At 67.3% G+C, this 17,462-nt stretch carries 14 protein-coding genes and 1 pseudogene; 10 read left to right on the forward strand and 5 right to left on the reverse strand.

Annotated elements, in window-relative coordinates:
- Positions 1–9: 9 nt before the first annotated feature.
- On the forward strand, positions 10–405 hold the full coding sequence (locus K2O51_RS19930) for a YkvA family protein (RefSeq protein ID WP_011297608.1): 396 nt from the start codon (positions 10–12) through the stop codon (positions 403–405).
- A gap of 13 nt (positions 406–418) precedes the next feature.
- Here K2O51_RS19930 and egtB read toward each other — a convergent pair whose 3' ends face one another.
- Positions 419–1,708 carry an ergothioneine biosynthesis protein EgtB gene (gene egtB / locus K2O51_RS19935; protein WP_011297609.1) on the reverse strand — a complete coding sequence of 430 codons (1,290 nt, stop codon included), beginning with the start codon at positions 1,706–1,708 and terminating at the stop codon, positions 419–421.
- Between the two features lie 145 nt (positions 1,709–1,853).
- On the reverse strand, positions 1,854–2,474 hold the full coding sequence (locus K2O51_RS19940) for an FMN-dependent NADH-azoreductase (RefSeq protein ID WP_011297610.1): 621 nt from the start codon (positions 2,472–2,474) through the stop codon (positions 1,854–1,856).
- A 150-nt stretch (positions 2,475–2,624) separates the two neighbouring features.
- On the opposite strand from K2O51_RS19940, the gene K2O51_RS19945 reads away from it, so the two are divergent.
- The 5 genes from K2O51_RS19945 (at position 2,625) to K2O51_RS19965 (ending at position 8,580) form a co-directional block, all read left to right on the forward strand.
- Positions 2,625–3,572, forward strand: a complete 948-nt coding sequence (locus K2O51_RS19945; protein ID WP_011297611.1) for a LysR family transcriptional regulator — start codon at positions 2,625–2,627, stop codon at positions 3,570–3,572.
- Between the two features lie 182 nt (positions 3,573–3,754).
- Entirely contained in the window at positions 3,755–4,168 is a 414-nt protein-coding gene (locus K2O51_RS19950) for a DoxX family protein (protein ID WP_011297612.1), read from the forward strand.
- Between the two features lie 26 nt (positions 4,169–4,194).
- Entirely contained in the window at positions 4,195–4,773 is a 579-nt protein-coding gene (locus K2O51_RS19955) for a DUF4136 domain-containing protein (protein ID WP_041679910.1), read from the forward strand.
- A 167-nt stretch (positions 4,774–4,940) separates the two neighbouring features.
- Positions 4,941–8,228, forward strand: coding sequence for an FtsK/SpoIIIE family DNA translocase (locus tag K2O51_RS19960; protein ID WP_220631532.1), 3,288 nt, complete (start codon positions 4,941–4,943; stop codon positions 8,226–8,228).
- Positions 8,229–8,244: 16 nt separating this feature from the next.
- Positions 8,245–8,580 carry a cupin domain-containing protein gene (locus tag K2O51_RS19965; protein WP_011297615.1) on the forward strand — a complete coding sequence of 112 codons (336 nt, stop codon included), beginning with the start codon at positions 8,245–8,247 and terminating at the stop codon, positions 8,578–8,580.
- Between the two features lie 80 nt (positions 8,581–8,660).
- On the opposite strand, the pseudogene K2O51_RS35805 reads toward K2O51_RS19965, so the two are convergent.
- The 3 genes and pseudogenes from K2O51_RS35805 to K2O51_RS19985 form a co-directional block, all read right to left on the reverse strand.
- A pseudogene (locus K2O51_RS35805) lies at positions 8,661–9,787 on the reverse strand (CMD domain protein).
- Positions 9,788–9,818: 31 nt separating this feature from the next.
- The gene (locus tag K2O51_RS19980) at positions 9,819–11,279 is read right to left on the reverse strand and encodes a SidA/IucD/PvdA family monooxygenase (RefSeq protein WP_011297618.1); all 1,461 of its coding nucleotides are present in this window, start codon (positions 11,277–11,279) and stop codon (positions 9,819–9,821) included.
- Positions 11,272–12,270 (reverse strand): LysR family transcriptional regulator, encoded by a 999-nt coding sequence (locus K2O51_RS19985; RefSeq protein ID WP_041679575.1) that lies wholly within the window; start codon positions 12,268–12,270, stop codon positions 11,272–11,274. The genes K2O51_RS19980 and K2O51_RS19985 overlap by 8 nt, the downstream gene beginning before the upstream one ends.
- Before the next feature lie 194 nt (positions 12,271–12,464).
- Between K2O51_RS19985 and K2O51_RS19990 the strand changes: the two genes are divergently transcribed.
- The 4 genes from K2O51_RS19990 (at position 12,465) to K2O51_RS20005 (ending at position 17,462) form a co-directional block, all read left to right on the forward strand.
- Positions 12,465–13,946 carry a glycine betaine ABC transporter substrate-binding protein gene (locus tag K2O51_RS19990; RefSeq protein ID WP_011297620.1) on the forward strand — a complete coding sequence of 494 codons (1,482 nt, stop codon included), beginning with the start codon at positions 12,465–12,467 and terminating at the stop codon, positions 13,944–13,946.
- 113 nt (positions 13,947–14,059) lie between these two features.
- Positions 14,060–14,245, forward strand: a complete 186-nt coding sequence (locus tag K2O51_RS19995; protein ID WP_140953462.1) for a DUF2970 domain-containing protein — start codon at positions 14,060–14,062, stop codon at positions 14,243–14,245.
- Positions 14,246–14,307: 62 nt separating this feature from the next.
- Positions 14,308–15,606: a c-type cytochrome gene (locus tag K2O51_RS20000; protein ID WP_220631535.1), complete on the forward strand. Its 1,299-nt coding sequence runs from the start codon at positions 14,308–14,310 to the stop codon at positions 15,604–15,606.
- Positions 15,607–15,623: 17 nt separating this feature from the next.
- Positions 15,624–17,462 carry a flavin monoamine oxidase family protein gene (locus tag K2O51_RS20005; RefSeq protein ID WP_220631536.1) on the forward strand — a complete coding sequence of 613 codons (1,839 nt, stop codon included), beginning with the start codon at positions 15,624–15,626 and terminating at the stop codon, positions 17,460–17,462.

The following is a 17,462-nucleotide window of genomic DNA, read 5'->3' on the forward strand; positions in this document are numbered from 1 at the left end:
ACGCCGGCAATGGGCGTGAACTTGAACCAGCGCCTGCGGCAATGGGCGCGCCGGCTGAAGTCGAGCCTGGTAATGCTGTGGTTCTGCAGCCGCCATCCGGACACGCCGCTGGCGGCGCGGATGCTGGCGGTGCTGGTGGTGGCCTACGCGTTCAGCCCCATCGACCTGGTGCCGGATTTCATTCCGGTGCTCGGCTATGTCGATGACGTCCTGCTGGTGCCGTTGGGTATCTGGCTCGCGTTGCGGCTTGTGCCGGCGGCCGTGAAAGCCGACTGCCGCGTACGCGCGGAAGCCTGGCAGGCGGCGCAAGGCGAGCGCCCGCGCAACCTGTGGGCGGGCGCGATCATCGTGCTGACCTGGGCGCTGCTGGCATGGCTGGGCTGGCGCTGGTGGTCAGCCCGCTGACGCCGTTGCGCACTCAGGCATCGTCCGCGAGCCGTACGCCGGTGAACTGCCAGCGCTGGTGCGGATAGAAGAAATTGCGGTAGCTGGCCCGGATGTGCGATTCCGGCGTGACGCAGGACCCGCCACGCAGCACCATCTGGCTGCTCATGAACTTGCCGTTGTATTCGCCGACCGCGCCGGCACTCGGTCGGAAGCCCGGATAGGGCTGGAATGCGCTGCCGGTCCATTCCCACACATCGCCGAACATCTGGCGCAGCACACCGGAGGTGTTCTGGCGATCGGGCAAGGGCCGCAGCGCGCGGCCTTCGACGAAATTCCCGGTGGCCGGGAGATGGCGTGCGGCGTATTCCCACTCTGCCTCGGTCGGCAGCCGGCGCTCGGCCCAGCGCGCGAAGGCGTCGGCCTCATAGAAGCTGATATGGGTGACGGGACTTTCCGGGTCGACGGGGAGCATGCCGCGCAGCGTCATCTGCCACCACGTGCCTTCGCGTTCTTCCCAGTACAGCGGCGCCTGAATGCCTTGCTCGCACACCCAGCGCCAGCCATCCGAGAGCCACAAGCCGGCGGTCTGGTACCCGCCATCGTCGATGAATTCGAACCACTGGCGGTTGCTGACCGGGTGCGAGCTCAGCGTATAGGGCTGCAGGTACACCCTGTGGCGCGGACCCTCGCAGTCAAAGGCGAAGTCATCGCCGCTATGGCCGATCTCGACCACGCCGCCGTCAAAGCCGACCCAGTCCGGCGCCGCGCGCGGGTCGGCGATCACCGGCTCCAGCAGTTCGGGCGCGAACGCGGGCCGCAGCGGATTCTGTGCGAACAGGTGCAGGATGTCGGTCAGCAGCAGTTCCTGGTGCTGTTGCTCATGGTGCAGGCCGAGCGTGATCAGTGCCGCTTCGGCGTCGGTTTGGGCGGTGCCCAGCAATGTCAGCATCGACTCGTCGACGGCCTCGCGGTAGGCCAGGATCTCGTCCAGCGACGGGCGGCTCAGTAGCCCGCGGCGCGGGCGCGGATGGCGTGGGCCAACCGACTCGTAATACGAATTGAACAGGAAACGGTAGGCCGGATCGACCGGCTCGTAGCCGGGCACGCGCGCGGCCAGCACGAATTCCTCGAAGAACCATGTGGTGTGGGCGAGGTGCCATTTCGCCGGGCTCGCGTCCTCCATCGACTGCACTGTCGCGTCGGCGTCCGACAGGTCGGCGACCATGGCCTCGGTGGCGGACCGGATGTGCCGGTACTGCGACAGCAAGGCGGGTTCGTGCGGCGGGTGGATGGCGGCGGCTGGCAGCAGGGCTGAAGTCATGCGGGCTCCCGGGATCGGTCGATGACTGGGCGAAGGACGCAACCAGCCAGCGCAGCAGGCTGGCCAGTGACGTCGCCAATGGCACGCGGGGCGCCGTAGCGCCCCGCATTCATCATAGACCCGTTCCGCCCGAGGGGCGAGCCGGTCAGGCGGCCAGGCGGCCGCCGTCGTTCAGTGCCGCGATTTCCGTGCGGGCGCTGCTCAGGCCGGCTTCGCGAGCGTCCGGTCCCATGGCGAGGCCGTGGGCACGCACGTAGGTGATGTCGGTAATGCCCAGGAAACGGAACACGACGTCCACAGTCTTTTCGTGCAGATCCAGTTCATTGGCATCCTGGCGCACGCCGCCGCGCGACGACACCACGATCACGCGCTTGCCGCCGGCCAGGCCGACCGGGCCGTTCTCGGTGTACTTGAAAGTGCGGCCAGCCTGGGCGATGCGGTCGATCCAGGACTTGAGCTGGCTCGGGATGCTGAAGTTGTATTGCGGCACGCCCACCACCAGCACGTCGGCAGCCAGGAACTCGGCCAGCCACGTTTCGGTACGCTGCAGTTCGGCTTCCTGCGCGGCGTTCAGGCCGTCCTTCGGGCCGCCCAGCACGGGCAGCAGATGGCCGGACAGGTGGGCCGGGGCATCCTGGTCCAGATCGCGCACGGTCACCTTGGCGCCAGGGTTGGCGGCGACCAGGTCAGCCACCACGCTGGCGGTCAGGTTACGCGAAACGGAATGGCCACCAAGAACGCTCGAATCGATCTGCAGGATGTTCATGTCTTTCTCCACAAGGTGCGGTTGCGATGAACACAGATTAGCGGCTGGCCATTGGTGTCGGTAGTGAGGCAAAATGCAAATAATTGTTCTATTCATGCAACGAGCGTCGGGATCCCTGTCCATGGTTTCGTTGCACAGGCGGAGGCCGATATGCAGGACCTTAACGATCTGTCGCTGTTTGCCCAGGTGGTAGAGCACGGCAGCTTTTCCGCAGCCAGCCGCGCCACGGGGATTCCCAAGTCGCGCCTGAGCCGGCGTATTGCCCAGCTCGAACGCGACCTCGGCGTGCAGCTGTTGCGCCGTACGACCCGCCAGGTGCGTGTCACTCCGCTTGGAGAGTCTTACTACGAGCGTTGCCGGGCCATGCTGAAGGAGGCAGAGGCCGCGCACGAAGTGATCGAGCAGGCGCGCGACCAGCCTGGCGGTACACTGCGCGTGAGCTGCCCGGTGGCCATCGCGCAGATCCTGCTGGCGCCGGCGATCGGCCATTTCATGCGCGCGAATCCGGCCGTACGCATCGAGCTGGAGGCCACGAATCGACGCGTCGACGTGATCGGCGAGGGCTATGACCTGTCCTTGCGCGTACGCGATGTCCTGGAGGACTCGAGTCTTGCCGTGCGTACCTTCGGTGAAAGCCAGCTCATGCTCGTGGCCAGCCCCGGCCTGCTCGACAGTATCGGCCGCCCGCGTACGCCGCAGGCGCTCGACGGCATGCCAGGCGTCGGGCAAAAGCCGCACGACGGCAAGCATGTCTGGGTCCTCGGCTGCAAGAGCGGCGAGACAATCCAGATCGCCTACGACCCACGCCTGGTCACGGACGAGTTCTCGCTGCTGCGCGAGGCAGCGATTGCAGGCATCGGCGTTGCCATGCTGCCGCGCATGTACTGCCGCGATGCGATCGATGCCGGCGAGCTGGAACTGCTCCTGCCCCAGTGGGAAATGCCCGTGGGCACGCTGCACGCGGTATTTCCGTCGCGCAAGGGCGTGACGCCTGCCGTCCGGCGCTTTCTCGATTTCCTCAGCGAGATCCTGCCCGAAAATGCGCGCAAGGTCGGCATGCACGAGCCACGCCAGCCGGCCATGCACCGCGCCGTCTGACGGCGGTGCCATGGAGCGCATTCGCCACGCTTGCGCCTTTACCTTCACGCCACGGGGCACTAAGGTACAGGGGCGAGCCCCGTTGCGTGCGGGCGAAGTCGCTTGGCCGGATTGATGTCCACAGCGGATGGCAAGCGTTTCCCGGGTGCTCCTACTGTTCTCAACCGACAAGGAGGATGGCCATGAGCGGCTCTCAGGGTTCGCAGGATCTGGGCAAGGCACTGTTGCGCATCGTGCTTGGGGTATTGATCCTGCTGCATGGCATTGCCAAGCTGAAGGGCGGGGTGGGCTTCGTCGAGCAGACCGCGACGCAGGCAGGCTTGCCCGCGTGGGTGGCTTACGGCGCGTATATCGGCGAGGTCGTTGCCCCCGTGCTGCTGATCCTCGGCCTGTGGACGCGTCTGGCGGCGCTGATCGTGGTGGTCAACATGCTGTTTGCGGTTGCCCTTGTGCATACGAAGCAGATCGCCATGCTCAACGATACCGGCGGCTGGCAGCTCGAGCTGCAAGGCATGTACCTGGCAGCGGCGCTGACGCTGGTGCTTATCGGTGGCGGGCGTCTGGGCCTCGGTGGTGCCGGCGGCAAGTGGAACTAGCCACTGCCGCGAGTTCCTGGAGACGTATCGTGGAACTTCCGAGAAGCAGGACGGCAACGGCTGTTGTCGTGGCATCGGCGTTGCTGGCCGCGTGCGCGAGCGCACCGGATATCAAGACCGATTACAACCACAACACGGATTTCAGCGTGTACCGCAGCTTCGGCTTCGTGCAGAACCCGGGCACGGACCGGCAGGGTTACGAAAGCCTGACCACGCAGTACCTGAAAAGCGCGGTGCAGCGCGAGATGACATCGCGCGGGTATCAGTACAACGCCCAGGCGCCCGACCTGCTGGTCAATTTCAACGCGCGCACGCAGGAGAAGGTGCAGGTCACGCCGGCGCCGCCGCCGATGATGGGCTACTACGGCTATCGCGGCGGGCTCTACGCGCCGTGGCCGGGCTACGGCTTCTATAACGACGTGTACACGTACACCGAAGGCACGCTGAACATCGACGTCGTCGACCGCAAGGCGATGAAGCTGGTCTGGGAAGGCGTTGCCGTGGGCAGCGTGGATACGCACGACCAGTCCAATATCCAGCAGCGCATCGACAAGGTCGTCGGACAGATCTTCGCCAAGTACCCGTTCCGCGCTGGCAGCCAGTAGCGATCGGTAGCGACCCGTAGCGCCCGGTAGCGAGCGGCAGGGCAGGGGAGTGTTGCCGGCACGCCGCGCTTACGAATACTTGCGCTTTATTGCGCTGCCCGGGGCGATGGCCGGCCGCCTTAACCGCTACAATCGCTGCCCGTAGTTTTGAACGTGGCGTGGCGATCATGGGTTTTGGCTGGTTCGGATTTTCGACTCTGTGGCTGGTGCCGCTCGTGTGGCGGTTCTTCGGCGGCCTGCTGGCGCGCGAACGGCGCCTTTCCGGCCCGGGCTCGTTGCGCATCTGGCTCGGCACGGTGATCGTGCTCTGTGCAAGCGCATCGCTGGAGGCGCTGACCGGCGGCGAAGGCGGGACGGCGGGCGGTTCGGCCGGCCGCGCGCTCGGCGGCATGGTCGGTAACCTGTTCGGCTGGACCGGCGCTTTGTTCGTGATGCTGGGCGTGCTCGCGCTGGCCGCACCGATGGTGTTCGGAGAGACATGGCGCAGCCTGTTCCTGCTGCGCAAGCCGCTCAGCGCCCCGCGCGCCGAAGACGAGCCCGCCGAATTCGTGCCGACCCAGCCGATGCGCGAACCCGAACGCTGGGAATCGACCGCGGCCAACGGTGCCGCATCCGGCGGCTGGAACGCGCCATCGCCGCGCCACCGCAGTTTCGACGCCGTTTCCGCGCGCCGCCAGCCGGCCTGGCAGCCGCCGCCCCGCACGCGCGAGTCGCCGCCCCAGCCCGGCGAGATCTGGCTGCATCATGCCGAATCGCCCGGCGCGGTGAAGCCGCCCGTGCGGCCTGCCGCGCAGTCCGTGCCAGAAGCCACGGCACCACGCGCCCAGCAGAATCCGCCGCCGCGCCGTCCGGTGAGCTTGCAGGCTGCCGCCGCGGCCGCTGCAACGCCGACGCCGGCCCCGGCTGCTGCATCCCGTCCGGCCGCGCCCGCACCCGCTCGCGCCACGGTGGTCAGCACGCCGTTCCGCCAGCCGCAACCGATCGTTCGCTCTGCCATCACGACCTTGCCGGAAGCAGCGGTGGCCGCCGCGCCTGCGAAGGCAGCGGCAACGGTCGCGGCTGCCTCTGCGGCGGTTGCCCCCGCTGTCGAAGCGGCAGTGGCCAATGCGCCCGCCACGGCGACAACTGAGGTTCTCGCCGAAACGACGACTGATGACGCAGTCGCCGTGCTTGATCCCATCGTTGTCGAGGCGGTTCCATCCATCGAGATGACCGACAGCCACGCCACCGAAGTGGCTGCGCAGACCGCTGAAGTGGAGGGATCCGAGGCGGACGAAGCTACGGTCGAAGCTATCCGCCAGGAAGCGCTGCAACTGCTGGCCGAGCTGCAGATGCTGTCGCGCAAGGCAGTGCCTGTTCAGCCGGCCGTCGAAGCGCAGGCTCCGGCCGCTCCTGCGGTAGAGGAAGCCGCGCCGGAGTCGACGGAATTCGGGGAACCTTCGTCCATCACCGAACTCGCCGTTGAAGCCGAAGCCGAAGCCGAAGCCGAAGCCGAAGCCGAAGCCGAAGCCGAAGCCGAAGCCGAAGCCGAAGCCGAAGCCGAAGCCGAAGCCGAAGCCGAAGCCGAAGCCGAAGCCGAAGCCGAAGCCGAAGCCGAAGCCGAAGCCGAAGCCGAAGCCGAAGCCGAAGCCGAAGCCGAAGCCGAAGCCGAAGCTGACGCCCCAGTCGACGCTGCGTCCGCATCGGAAGCTGCACCGGCGTTCGTCATGGAGGACGGTCCGCTCCCTGAAGCGGAACCTGAGGATGCTTTCGAGGCGGAAACGCTCGTCGATGCCAATGCCTTGCTGGGTGCGTCGGTACCTGAATCCGAGCCGTTGCCCGAACCCGAGCCGGCACCGGCACCGGTTGCCCCGGCGGCCAAGCCGCGTATCGTGCTGCCCGCAGTGGTCGGCAAGACGGTTCCGCTCAACGCGCAGCCCGTCCAGCCCGCGCCGGTAGCTCCGGCACCCGCGCCTGCACCGCGCGTCATCGTCGATTACCGCCTGCCCCCGACAGAACTGCTGGAAGCTGCGGTTGACCATACGGAGCAGGTTTCCGAAGAGCGCCTGCGCGAGACCGGTGAGCTGATCGAACAGCGGCTGTCGGAATTCAAGGTACCGGTCGCCGTGGTAGGCGCCAGCGCCGGCCCGGTGATCACGCGGTTCGAAGTCGAGCCCGCGATGGGCGTGCGTGGCGCGCAGGTGGTCGGCCTGATGAAGGATCTGGCGCGCGCGCTTGGCGTGACGTCGATCCGCGTGGTCGAGACCATCCCCGGCAAGACCTGCATGGGCCTGGAGTTGCCCAATGCGCGCCGGCAGATGATCCGGCTGTCCGAGATTGTCCGGGCGTCGTCGTTCCAGTCGCACAATTCGCGGCTGGTGCTGGCCATGGGCAAGGACATCACGGGCCACCCGGTCGTGACCGACCTGGCCCGCGCGCCGCACCTGCTGGTGGCGGGCACCACGGGCTCGGGCAAGTCCGTGGCGGTCAATGCGATGATCCTGTCGATGCTATACAAGGCCACGCCCGAGGACGTGCGCCTGATCATGATCGACCCGAAGATGCTCGAGCTGTCGGTCTACGAAGGCATTCCGCACCTGCTCGCACCGGTGGTCACCGACATGAAGCAGGCCGCGCATGCGCTGAACTGGTGCGTCGGCGAGATGGAAAAGCGCTACCGGCTGATGTCGGCGCTCGGCGTGCGCAACCTGGCCGGCTACAACCAGAAGATCCGCGCGGCCGAGGCCGCGGAGCAGAAGGTGCCGAACCCGTTCTCGCTGACGCCGGACGCGCCGGAGCCGCTATCCACGCTGCCGCTGATCGTGGTCGTGATCGACGAACTGGCCGACTTGATGATGGTGGCCGGCAAGAAGATCGAGGAGCTGATCGCACGGCTCGCGCAGAAGGCGCGTGCGGCTGGCATCCACCTGATCCTGGCCACGCAGCGTCCGTCGGTGGACGTCATCACGGGCCTGATCAAGGCCAATATCCCGACACGCGTAGCGTTCCAGGTGTCGTCGAAGATCGATTCGCGCACCATCCTCGACCAGATGGGCGCGGAAAGCCTGCTGGGGCAGGGCGACATGCTGTTCCTGCCGCCGGGTACCGGCTATCCGCAGCGCGTGCATGGCGCGTTTGTCGCGGATGATGAGGTGCACCGCGTGGTCGAGCACTGGAAGCAGTTCGGCGAACCCGACTACGATGAAGCCATCCTCGCCGGCGATGCCGCCGAGGTGGGTGCCAGCGATCTGTTCGGCGATAGCAACGGCGACGGCGAAGCCGATCCGCTGTATGACGAGGCCGCATCCTTTGTGCTCAATTCACGCCGCGCATCGATCTCTGCAGTCCAGCGCCAGCTTCGCATCGGCTACAACCGCGCCGCGCGGCTGATCGAGCAGATGGAAGCCGCGGGCCTGGTCTCGCCGATGGGTCGCAACGGCGCACGCGACGTGCTGGCGCCCGGGCCGGGCGACTGAATCTCCGGAGGCCGACATGGACCCGAAGCACGGCAATCTCTTCGCCGACGTCCCTGTCGGCGCGCCCGACGAGATCTTTCAGCCTTTGCTGGAACGGAAGGGCCTGAAGATCGAACGGATCATCTCCAATGGCCAGGCCAGCCCGCCGGGCTTCTGGTACGACAGCCCGCAGGACGAATGGGTGATGGTCGTCAGTGGCAGCGCGGGAATCGAGTGCGAGGGCGATACGGCCCCGCGCGTCATGCGGCCCGGCGACTGGCTGCACGTGCCAGCGCACTGCCGTCATCGCGTCGCATGGACTGATGGCGGCGAGCCGACGGTCTGGCTGGCGGTGCATTGCGACGCTGCGTAGCGTCCCGCTGTGCGATCGGCTGATTGCATTGGATGAATCGTTCGAAATCCCGCCGCCGCAGGAATGACGGAGCGGGAGTGCTACGCGGCAGTGGCGTCGGCCGGAAACACCGGCTCCCCCAAATTCAACATCAACCGGTTCGCCCACGCAAAGATCGCGACCGAGTGAATCAAGTCCAGAATCTCCGCTTCGCTGACTCCCACCTCGCGCAGCGCAGCCAGACTCTCCGCTGACACACCCGCCGGATTTTCCGTCAACTCGACCGAAAACTTAGCAATTGCCTTCTCCCGCTCCGTCGTGCCAGCCGTACGCGGATCCTCGAATACCTGCTTGATCACGTCATTCCGCTTGGCAAGCTGCTCGAAGCGCTGCGCATGTACGGAAGCGCAATAAACACAGCCATTGAGCCGCGACACCACCGTGGTAGCCAGTTCACGCTCGGCGCGCGGCATGCCGCCGGGCGCGTACATGATCGCGTTGAACGCGGTGGAGCGCTGGCGCAGGATCTCGGGCTGGTGCACGAGAAAACGGTAGTAGTCCTGCACCCGGGCTTTGGGGTGGCTTTCGTCGAGCACGGCGACCTGCTCGGGCGTGGCCTGGTCCAGTTCGACGATGTCGAGCCAGGCCTTCCAGTCCAGCACTTCGTTGGTAAAGCCGTGGGATTGGATGATCTCGCTCATGCCTGTGCTCCTGCGTTGTCGTTCAGTGCCGTCAGGGCATCGAGGCCGGCGACGAGCCGTACCTGATATGACAAGAAGGCGATCAATTGCGCCAGCGTGACCACGGCAGGCGTGGTCAGGCCTGCAGCGGGCAGCGCTTCGAGCGCGGCCTTGTCGCCTTCGATCGGTTTTTCGATCAGCGTGCGCGTGAACGTCAGCATGGCGCGCAGGCGCGGATCGGCGGCATCGGCGGGCGTGCCTTGTTCGGCGATGGCGATCGCTGCGGCATCGGCGCCGGCCACGGCCAGGCGTGCGCGGTAGTGGTTGGCCAGCTTCGGCGACGGCGTGAGGCGCGCGGCGTAGAGCGCGACCAGCAGGCGTTCCACCAGCGTCAGGCCGGGCAGGGCCGGGTCGAACAGCGCGTCGTAGCTGCCTTGCGTGGCTGCCACGACCTTCTCGCGCTGGTGGCGCAGCGCGTGCGTCGCGCTGCCGGGTTGCAGGCCGGAGATCGCGTCGATCAGGTCCGGCGGCGTGGGGGCTTGGCTCATGGTGCTTGTGAGGTTCCGGTCGGGTTCAGAATCAGGATTTCAGTGCGGGCGGCGGTGCCGGCACCCATTCGTCGCCAAACACTTCAGGCTCGGCATAGGCCTGCAGCGCGGCGTAGTGCAGTTCAACGTCTTCCTGGTAGAGCAGGCCGGCAATGCCCTGGCCCAGGCGCTTCGCGCCGTCGCTAATGGCGGGGATATCGCCCGACACCGTGCCGTGCGACAGCGCGGACGGGTAGCAGAATGCGTGGATGCGCGACAGCCCCGGACAAGCGCCCGGCGTCTTCTCCTGGAATTCGAAGACCGGGCCGAGATCGGGGGAATCGGACAATTCGCCGTCTTCCTGTCCGGGCCGAGGATCGAAACGGTCGCGCCAGAAACGGATATGCGGCGCGAACGCGGTGAACTCGGGGCGGGTCTCCAGCGCGATGCGGAAGCCGGTCGAGAAGATCAGGAAGTCCAGCTCGAATATGCCCTTGGGCGTGCGCACGCGCAGCACATCGCCGTCTACGTCCACCGCGTCGAGCGCACAACCGAGGTTGAAGCGCGCATTGGCATGGCGCGAGACGCGCAGCGTGCTGCCGCGCGGCGGCGGTACCTGCTGGCTGTTGATGTAATGGCGCAGGCGCCATTTCCATTCGTCGGACAGGCCATTGTGCCCAAAGGTCAGGCCGGGATTTCCCGCGCCCTTGCTCTTGTTGACGCGGGGGATATCCGCGCGGCGGATCAGCATGTCGACGCTCGCGGCGCCTGCCTCCAGCGCGGTGGCGGCACTGTCCATGGCCGAGGCGCCCGCGCCGACCACGCCCACGCGCTTGCCGCGCAGGCTGGTGTAGTCCATGTCGTCGGACGAATGCGCCCACAGCTTGCGCGGCAGGTTTTCGGCGAGCGGCGGCACGTAAGCGCCGCCGAGGCCGTCACGGCCGGTGGCAAGTACCACGCGGCGCGCCAGCACCGTGCGCGGACCCTCCGGCGCCACCATCGAGAGTGCGACAAGGCCGTCGGCACGCGGCAGTACCTGCTCGACGCGGTGCGCGTTGCGGATATCGAGGTCGAGCACCTGCCGGTACCAGCGCAGGTAGTCCATCCACTGCAGGCGCGGGATCTTGTCGAGCGCTTCCCATGCCTCGCCACCAAACTGCGCCTCGAACCACGCGCGGAAGGTCAGAGCGGGCAGGCCGAGTGCGGGCCCAGTGAGCTGCTTGGGCGAGCGCAGGGTTTCCATGCGTGCCGTGGTGGCCCACGGGCCCTCGAAGCCTGCCGGCGACTGGTCGAACGCGCAGGCCTGGATGCCAAGGTGCTTGAGCGTGGCGCTGACCGCCAGCCCCGCCATGCCGCCGCCGATCACCGCGACGTCGAGCACGGCTTGTCCTTCGTGGGTGCGCGGCATGGTCCAGGCCTTGGCCGGCAGTTCCAGCCAGGCAAGATCCTGGCGCAAACGCGCTTCGAGCGCGGCCAGGCCAGCCGCGCCGCATGGGGTGTTGGTGTCAGTCATGACTCAGGGATTCGATATCTTCAGTCGGGGCTGCGCCGTCGCCATACAGCGACTGCAGTAGCGCGCCATGTTCGGCGGGACCGCGGCGCACGAAATCAGGCAGCAGCGCGGCAGAGGCCTCGGCCAGCAGGTCGACCAGTCCGAGTACGACGGCACTGGCCGGGCGCGCTTGCGGCGTGATCACGCCGAAATAGAACGGGATGTCCGCGTCGACGGGGCGCACGGCGATGTCGGCGAGCGGCAGGCCGCGCGCGGTTATGGGTTCCAGTACGGCGATGCCGAGCCCGGCGCGCACCAGTGTCAGCGCATTGATCGACGTATTGGTGTCGATCACGCCGGCCGGGCCGATGCCAGCGCGCTTGAAGGCGGCATCCGTTCGGCGCCGCAGGCGGTACGGGTTCTGCATCGTGACGATGCGGCGGTCGCGGCAGTCCGCCAGGCGCACAGTCTCGCAGGCCGCGAGTGGATCGTCGACGCGCATCGCCGCCACGCAGCCGGCCTGTCCGATCCAATGGACGTTCACGCCGCGGTGTTCGAGCGGCAGGCTGTTCACGCCGATTTCGGCCGCGCCGGTCAGCACCGCATGCACGACCTGCTCGGGCGACACACTCTGCACTTCCACGCGCTCCGGCGCGCACAGCCCGCGCCCGAACGCCAGCGCGAGCGCGGCGGGCAGCAAGCCGGCCGACAGTGCCGGCGTGGCGGCGATGCGCAGCGGCCGGCCATCGCCACGTGCAAGCGCTGCAGCACGCATGCGGATCTGCTGCAGCCCCGCCAGCGTCTGTTCCACCTCGTCATAGAGCAGGAAGCCTTGCTCCGTAGGGCTCACGCGCGGACCGCTGCGCGTGAACAGCGCGAAGCCCAGTTCGCCTTCCAGCTCCTGGATCAGCCGAGTGATAGCGGGCTGCGAGCGGCCGAGCAGGCGGCCGGCGGCGGTGACGCTGCCGGTCGTGACGACCGCTGCAAAGGCTTCGAGTTGCCGGATTTCCATCAAAGGCGAACGTGTTTGTATGCGAATTATGGATTCTGCATGGTCAATCATGCGAATTGCAAATACTATTTCGCTATGACGTCATGCGCACGCGCCCGCCTATGATGTAGAGATGCCGGATGCACATCGGCCAACCACGCCCCGCCGGAGCCGACGCTTTGTCCTTATTCAGCCGCAGAGGTGTGTTTCCCGGCATGGCCGCGTGTTTCGCCGGCATGCTGATTGCGCTTGCGTCTGCATGCCAGGCTCAGGGCGGCGACAGCCTCCGCGTCGGTTCCAAGCGCTTTACCGAGTCCTACATCCTTGGGGAATTGCTGACGCAAGCTGCCGGCAATGCGCGTCATCACGCGGGGCTGGGCAATTCCGCGATCGTGTTCGAAGCGTTAAGGTCGGGCAGCATTGACCTCTATCCCGACTACACCGGCACGCTCGCGAGCGAGATCCTGAAGCTGCCGCCGGGCGCGACGCTGGCACAGATCAACGATGCGCTGCGGCCGATGGGGCTCGGCGCGGGCATCGCGCTGGGATTCGAGAACACCTATGCGCTGGCTGTGCAGGAAACGCGTGCCCCTGGCTTGCGCCGGCTGAGCGATCTGGCGCGGCAGTCGCAGTTGCGCATGGGCCTGTCGCATGAGTTCCTGGGGCGTGCCGATGGATGGCCGGGACTGGCCAGGCGTTATGGGCTCCCGCAGAAGCCGGTCGGACTCGACCACGGTGTAGCCTACGAAGCGTTGGCAGCCGGGCAGGTCGATGTGATCGACATCTATTCGACGGACGCCAAGATCCGCAAATACCAGTTGCGCGTGCTAGAGGATGATTTGCACTTCTTTCCGCGCTATGACGCCGTGGTCGTTTACCGGCTGGACGTGCCGCGCCGGTTTCCGGCGGCTTGGCAGGCGCTGCAGGCGCTGGCCGGACGCATCAGCGCGGCGGACATGGTGGCGATGAACGCGGCGGCCGAAATCGACGGCCAGTCGTTCGCGGCGATCGCGCGAGACTTCCTGTCCGGCCATGCGGCGAAGGCGCCAGCACGCGCCGGCCTGATGCAGGCGCTGCTTGATACCGACACGCTGCGCCTGACACGCCGCCACGTTGCGCTGGTGGTTGGCGCCGTGGGCGCGGCCACTCTCGCGGGCGTGCCGCTCGGCATCGTGTCGGCGCGGCGTCGGCGGCTGGGGCAGGGTGTGCTCGGCGTGGTCAGCATGCTGCAGACGGTGCCGTCGCTGGCGCTGCTGGCCATGCTGATTCCGTTGCTCGGCCGCATCGGCGTCTGGCCGGCGATGGTGGCACTGTTCCTCTACGCATTGCTGCCGATCGTGCGCAATACCTGCACGGGGCTGCAGCAGGTTTCCGTCAGCATGCGGGACGCGGCGCGTGCGCTGGGCCTGCGCGATCTGCAGGTGCTGCGTTACGTCGAACTGCCGCTGGCGCTGCCGGTGGTACTGGCCGGCGTGAAGACCGCGGCGATCATCAGCGTGGGGACCGCGACCATCGCGGCGTTCGTCGGCGCCGGGGGCTACGGCGAGCGCATTGCCACCGGGCTAGCGCTCAACGACACGGTGATGCTGCTGGCCGGCGCCATACCCGCCGCCGTGCTGGCCCTGGCGGTCCAGGCCGGATTCGAGTTGCTGGAATGGGCGCTGCGCCGGAAGCGGCACGCCGGGCCCCCCATCTGATATGCAAGAATTCACGATATCTGCTGCTGTCATGTCCGCAGGCTGGCGCCGATAATCGGCGCCAGGGACTGGCAGCGCAAGGGCGGCTGCCTCCCCGAGACAAAGGAGTCGCCATGAACCCGTTGAGGCTTGTCCGCACTGTGCTGTGGGGCTTTCTCGGCCTGCGCAAGGGCCAGGAGCACCAGCGCGATCTCGAGAACATGCGGCCGGTGCCGCTGATCCTGACCGGCGTGTCGCTGGCGGCCGGGCTGGTGTTTTGCCTGCTGATGGTGGCAAAGTTCGCGGTAGCCGGCGCCTGAGACTGGACGCCCCGACGGCACGCTGCCGTGCAACCCCAGAACAATAAGACCTGGACGGATCCATGTTTTTCCCTGCAAGGCGGCTGCTGAGCGCCGCCACGCTGCTCGCTGGCCTGTTCGCCGGCTTGCCGGGCAGCATCGCCCCCGCTGCCGCAGCGGATGCCGCCTCCGCCGAGGTGGAACGCGGCCGCTATCTTGCGCGCGTCGCGAACTGCGTGGCCTGCCATACGCGCGAAGGCGGCAAGCCTTTCGCCGGCGGTCTGCCAATCCGCACCGAAGCCGGCACGCTTTACTCGACCAACATCACGCCGGATGTCACGACCGGTATCGGCGGCTACACGCTCGCCGAATTCGACCGTGCGGTGCGCCAGGGCGTCGCGCGCGACGGCAGGCGGCTGTATCCGGCCATGCCTTACCCGTCGTACGCGCGCATGCGGGCCGAAGACATTGCCGCGCTCTATGCCTACATGCGCGCCAGCGTGGTCCCCGTCACCCAGCGCAACACGGACGCCCAGATGCACTGGCCGTACAGCATGCGCTCGCTGCTGATCGTGTGGAACGCGCTGTATGTGAGTGGGGCACCGGTGCGCACCGATGCCGCAAAGGACGCGGCGTGGAACCGCGGCGCATACGTCGTGCAAGCTGTCGCGCATTGCGGGGCGTGCCACACGCCGCGCGGCTGGCTGTATGGCGAGAAAGGCCTCGACGAGCGCAGCAAGCGTTTCCTGTCGGGCGCCAGCGTGGAAGGGTGGTCGGCCACCAATCTGACCGGCGATCAGATCACGGGCCTGGGCGCCTGGTCGCGCGCGGAAATCGCCGAGTTCCTGCGCACCGGACGCAATGCGCACGCGACGTCGTTCGGGCCGATGTCCACGGTCATCTCCACGGCAACGCAATACATGACGCCAGCCGATCTCGATGCCGTGGCCGCCTACCTGAAGTCGCTGCCCGGCGCTCGCGGCGAAACCCGGCCGTTCCAGCATGACACATCGACTGCGCCAAGCCTGCTGGAGGGCCGCTACGACAGCCCTGGCGCGCGCCAGTATTCGCAGTTCTGCATGCCTTGCCATGGCGCCGACGGCAAAGGCTTTGCGCGCGTGTTTCCGCCGCTGGCCGGCAACCCGACGGTGGCGGACCCGAACCCGGCCTCGCTCGTGAATTTGTTGCTGAATGGCGCAGTGACTGCCCGCATCAATACGGCGCCGACCGACTATCACATGCCCGGCTATGGCTGGACGCTGGACAACCAGGAGCTTGCCAACGTGCTCACCTTCATCCGCGGCAGTTGGGGCAACCGCGCCGCGCCTGTCAGCGAAGCTGACGTAGCGGCACGCCGGCGCCAGCTCGAAGCCACCCGCTGATCCCGCCACGACGACCCATGACGATTTCGCGCAGAGATTTCCTCAACGGCACCGCGCTCGCCATCGCCGCCGGCATGGCGCCCGCGCAACTGCTGGCCGCCGCGCAGGGGCAGCCGGGCGCAGCTTATCCGCCCGCGCTGACCGGCTTGCGCGGCAACCATGCCGGCACATTCACGCTTGCGCACAGCCTCGCGCGCGAAGGCGCCAAGTATCCGACGGTGATGGCCCGCGAGTCCTTCGATCTCGTGGTGGTGGGCGGCGGGCTGAGCGGGCTGGCGGCTGCGTGGTTCTACCAGCGTCGTTTCGGGACCGGGAAGCGCATCCTGGTCCTGGATAACCACGACGATTTCGGCGGTCACGCCAAGCGCAACGAATTCACGGTGCGCGGCAAGCGGTTGGTGACCTATGGCGGCAGCGCCGAGGTGCCGCCCTCGGCCGCCACCGACGCTGCCGTGCGCGAACTGTTCACCGGCCTGGGCGTCGATGCCGCACGCACACCGCCGGCCGAACAGGCGGACCCTTACGCCGCGCTCGGCATGGGCCGTGCGGTGTTCTTCGATGCCGACCACTTCGGCCGCGACCAGTGGCTGGCCGGCGACCCGTTTGGCGAATACGTCGATGCACGGGCCGGGCGGCAGGGCTCCGCGGCGCCGGACGCAGCAGCCTTGTCGCGCTTCCTCGATGCTGCGCCGTTGCCGCTGCAGGATCGCGCGGCACTGGCCCGGCTTGTCGACGGCACCACCGATTATCTGACGGGCATGCCGGCCGGCGAACGTGCGGCGTACCTCCGCAGCACGCGCTACGCGGCATTCCTGCGCGACAAGGCCGGCATCGGCCTGGCCGGACAACGCTTCCTGCGCAGCCGCAGCAACGATACCTATGCGCTCGATGCCGACGGCATCAGCGTGGCGGATGCCATCGGCATCGGTCTGCCGGCGGGCGCGGGCATGCCGGCGCCTTCGCCCGATCCTCGCCTTGGAAAATCGCCGGCTTCGCGGCTGTGGTTCCCGGACGGCAATGCCTCGCTCGCGCGACTGCTCGTGCAGCGCATGATTCCAGGCGTGGCGAAGTTAACGCGTCCGTCGGACATCATGAATGCGGCCTTCGATTACGGGCGGCTCGACCAGGAAGGTGCGCCGGTGCGGCTGCGCCTGGAAGCCACGGCCATCGCCGTCGATCCGGACGGACCGATCACGCGTGTCACATATGGCTGGCGCGGCAACCTGCATCGCATCGAAGCGCGCCACGTGGTGCTCGCGGGCTGGAACATGATGGTGCCGTACCTGATGCCATCGCTGCCGGCTACGCAGCGCGACACCATGCGTGCCGAAGTGAAAGCGCCGTTGGTCTATACGAAGGTCGCGCTCGACCACTGGCGCGCATTTGCCGCGCTCCAGACGCGGCGCATTCACGCGCCGGCCATGGCCTACACCGATCTCTGGCTGGAGCCGCCTGCCGGCACAAGTCCGGCTGATCCGGCGGTGCTGCACATGCTCTACGTGCCGACGGTGCCCGACAGCGGCATGAGCGCACGCGAGCGCTTCCGCGCAGGGCGTGCGTTCCTGCTCGGCACGCCGTTCAGCGAACTGGAGCGTGGCATCCGTACACAGCTTGACCGCATGCTCGGGACTGCCGGGTTTGCGTCAAAGGATGTCATTCGCGCGATCACCGTCAACCGATGGGCGCACGGCTACAGCTATCGGCCTGACAGCCTTGCCGGAGAAGATGCGGCCACGTGGGCGTCGCCCGCGGGGGTAGGTAATGTGAGTTTTGCGGGTAGCGACAGCGCAGGGAGTCCGTCACTGACGGGGGCGATTGCGCGGGGGCGGAGTGCCGTGGACAGGCTGCCGGTCTGA

Origin of the sequence: Cupriavidus pinatubonensis (assembly GCF_019602855.1) — a bacterium.
Lineage (GTDB): Bacteria > Pseudomonadota > Gammaproteobacteria > Burkholderiales > Burkholderiaceae > Cupriavidus > Cupriavidus pinatubonensis.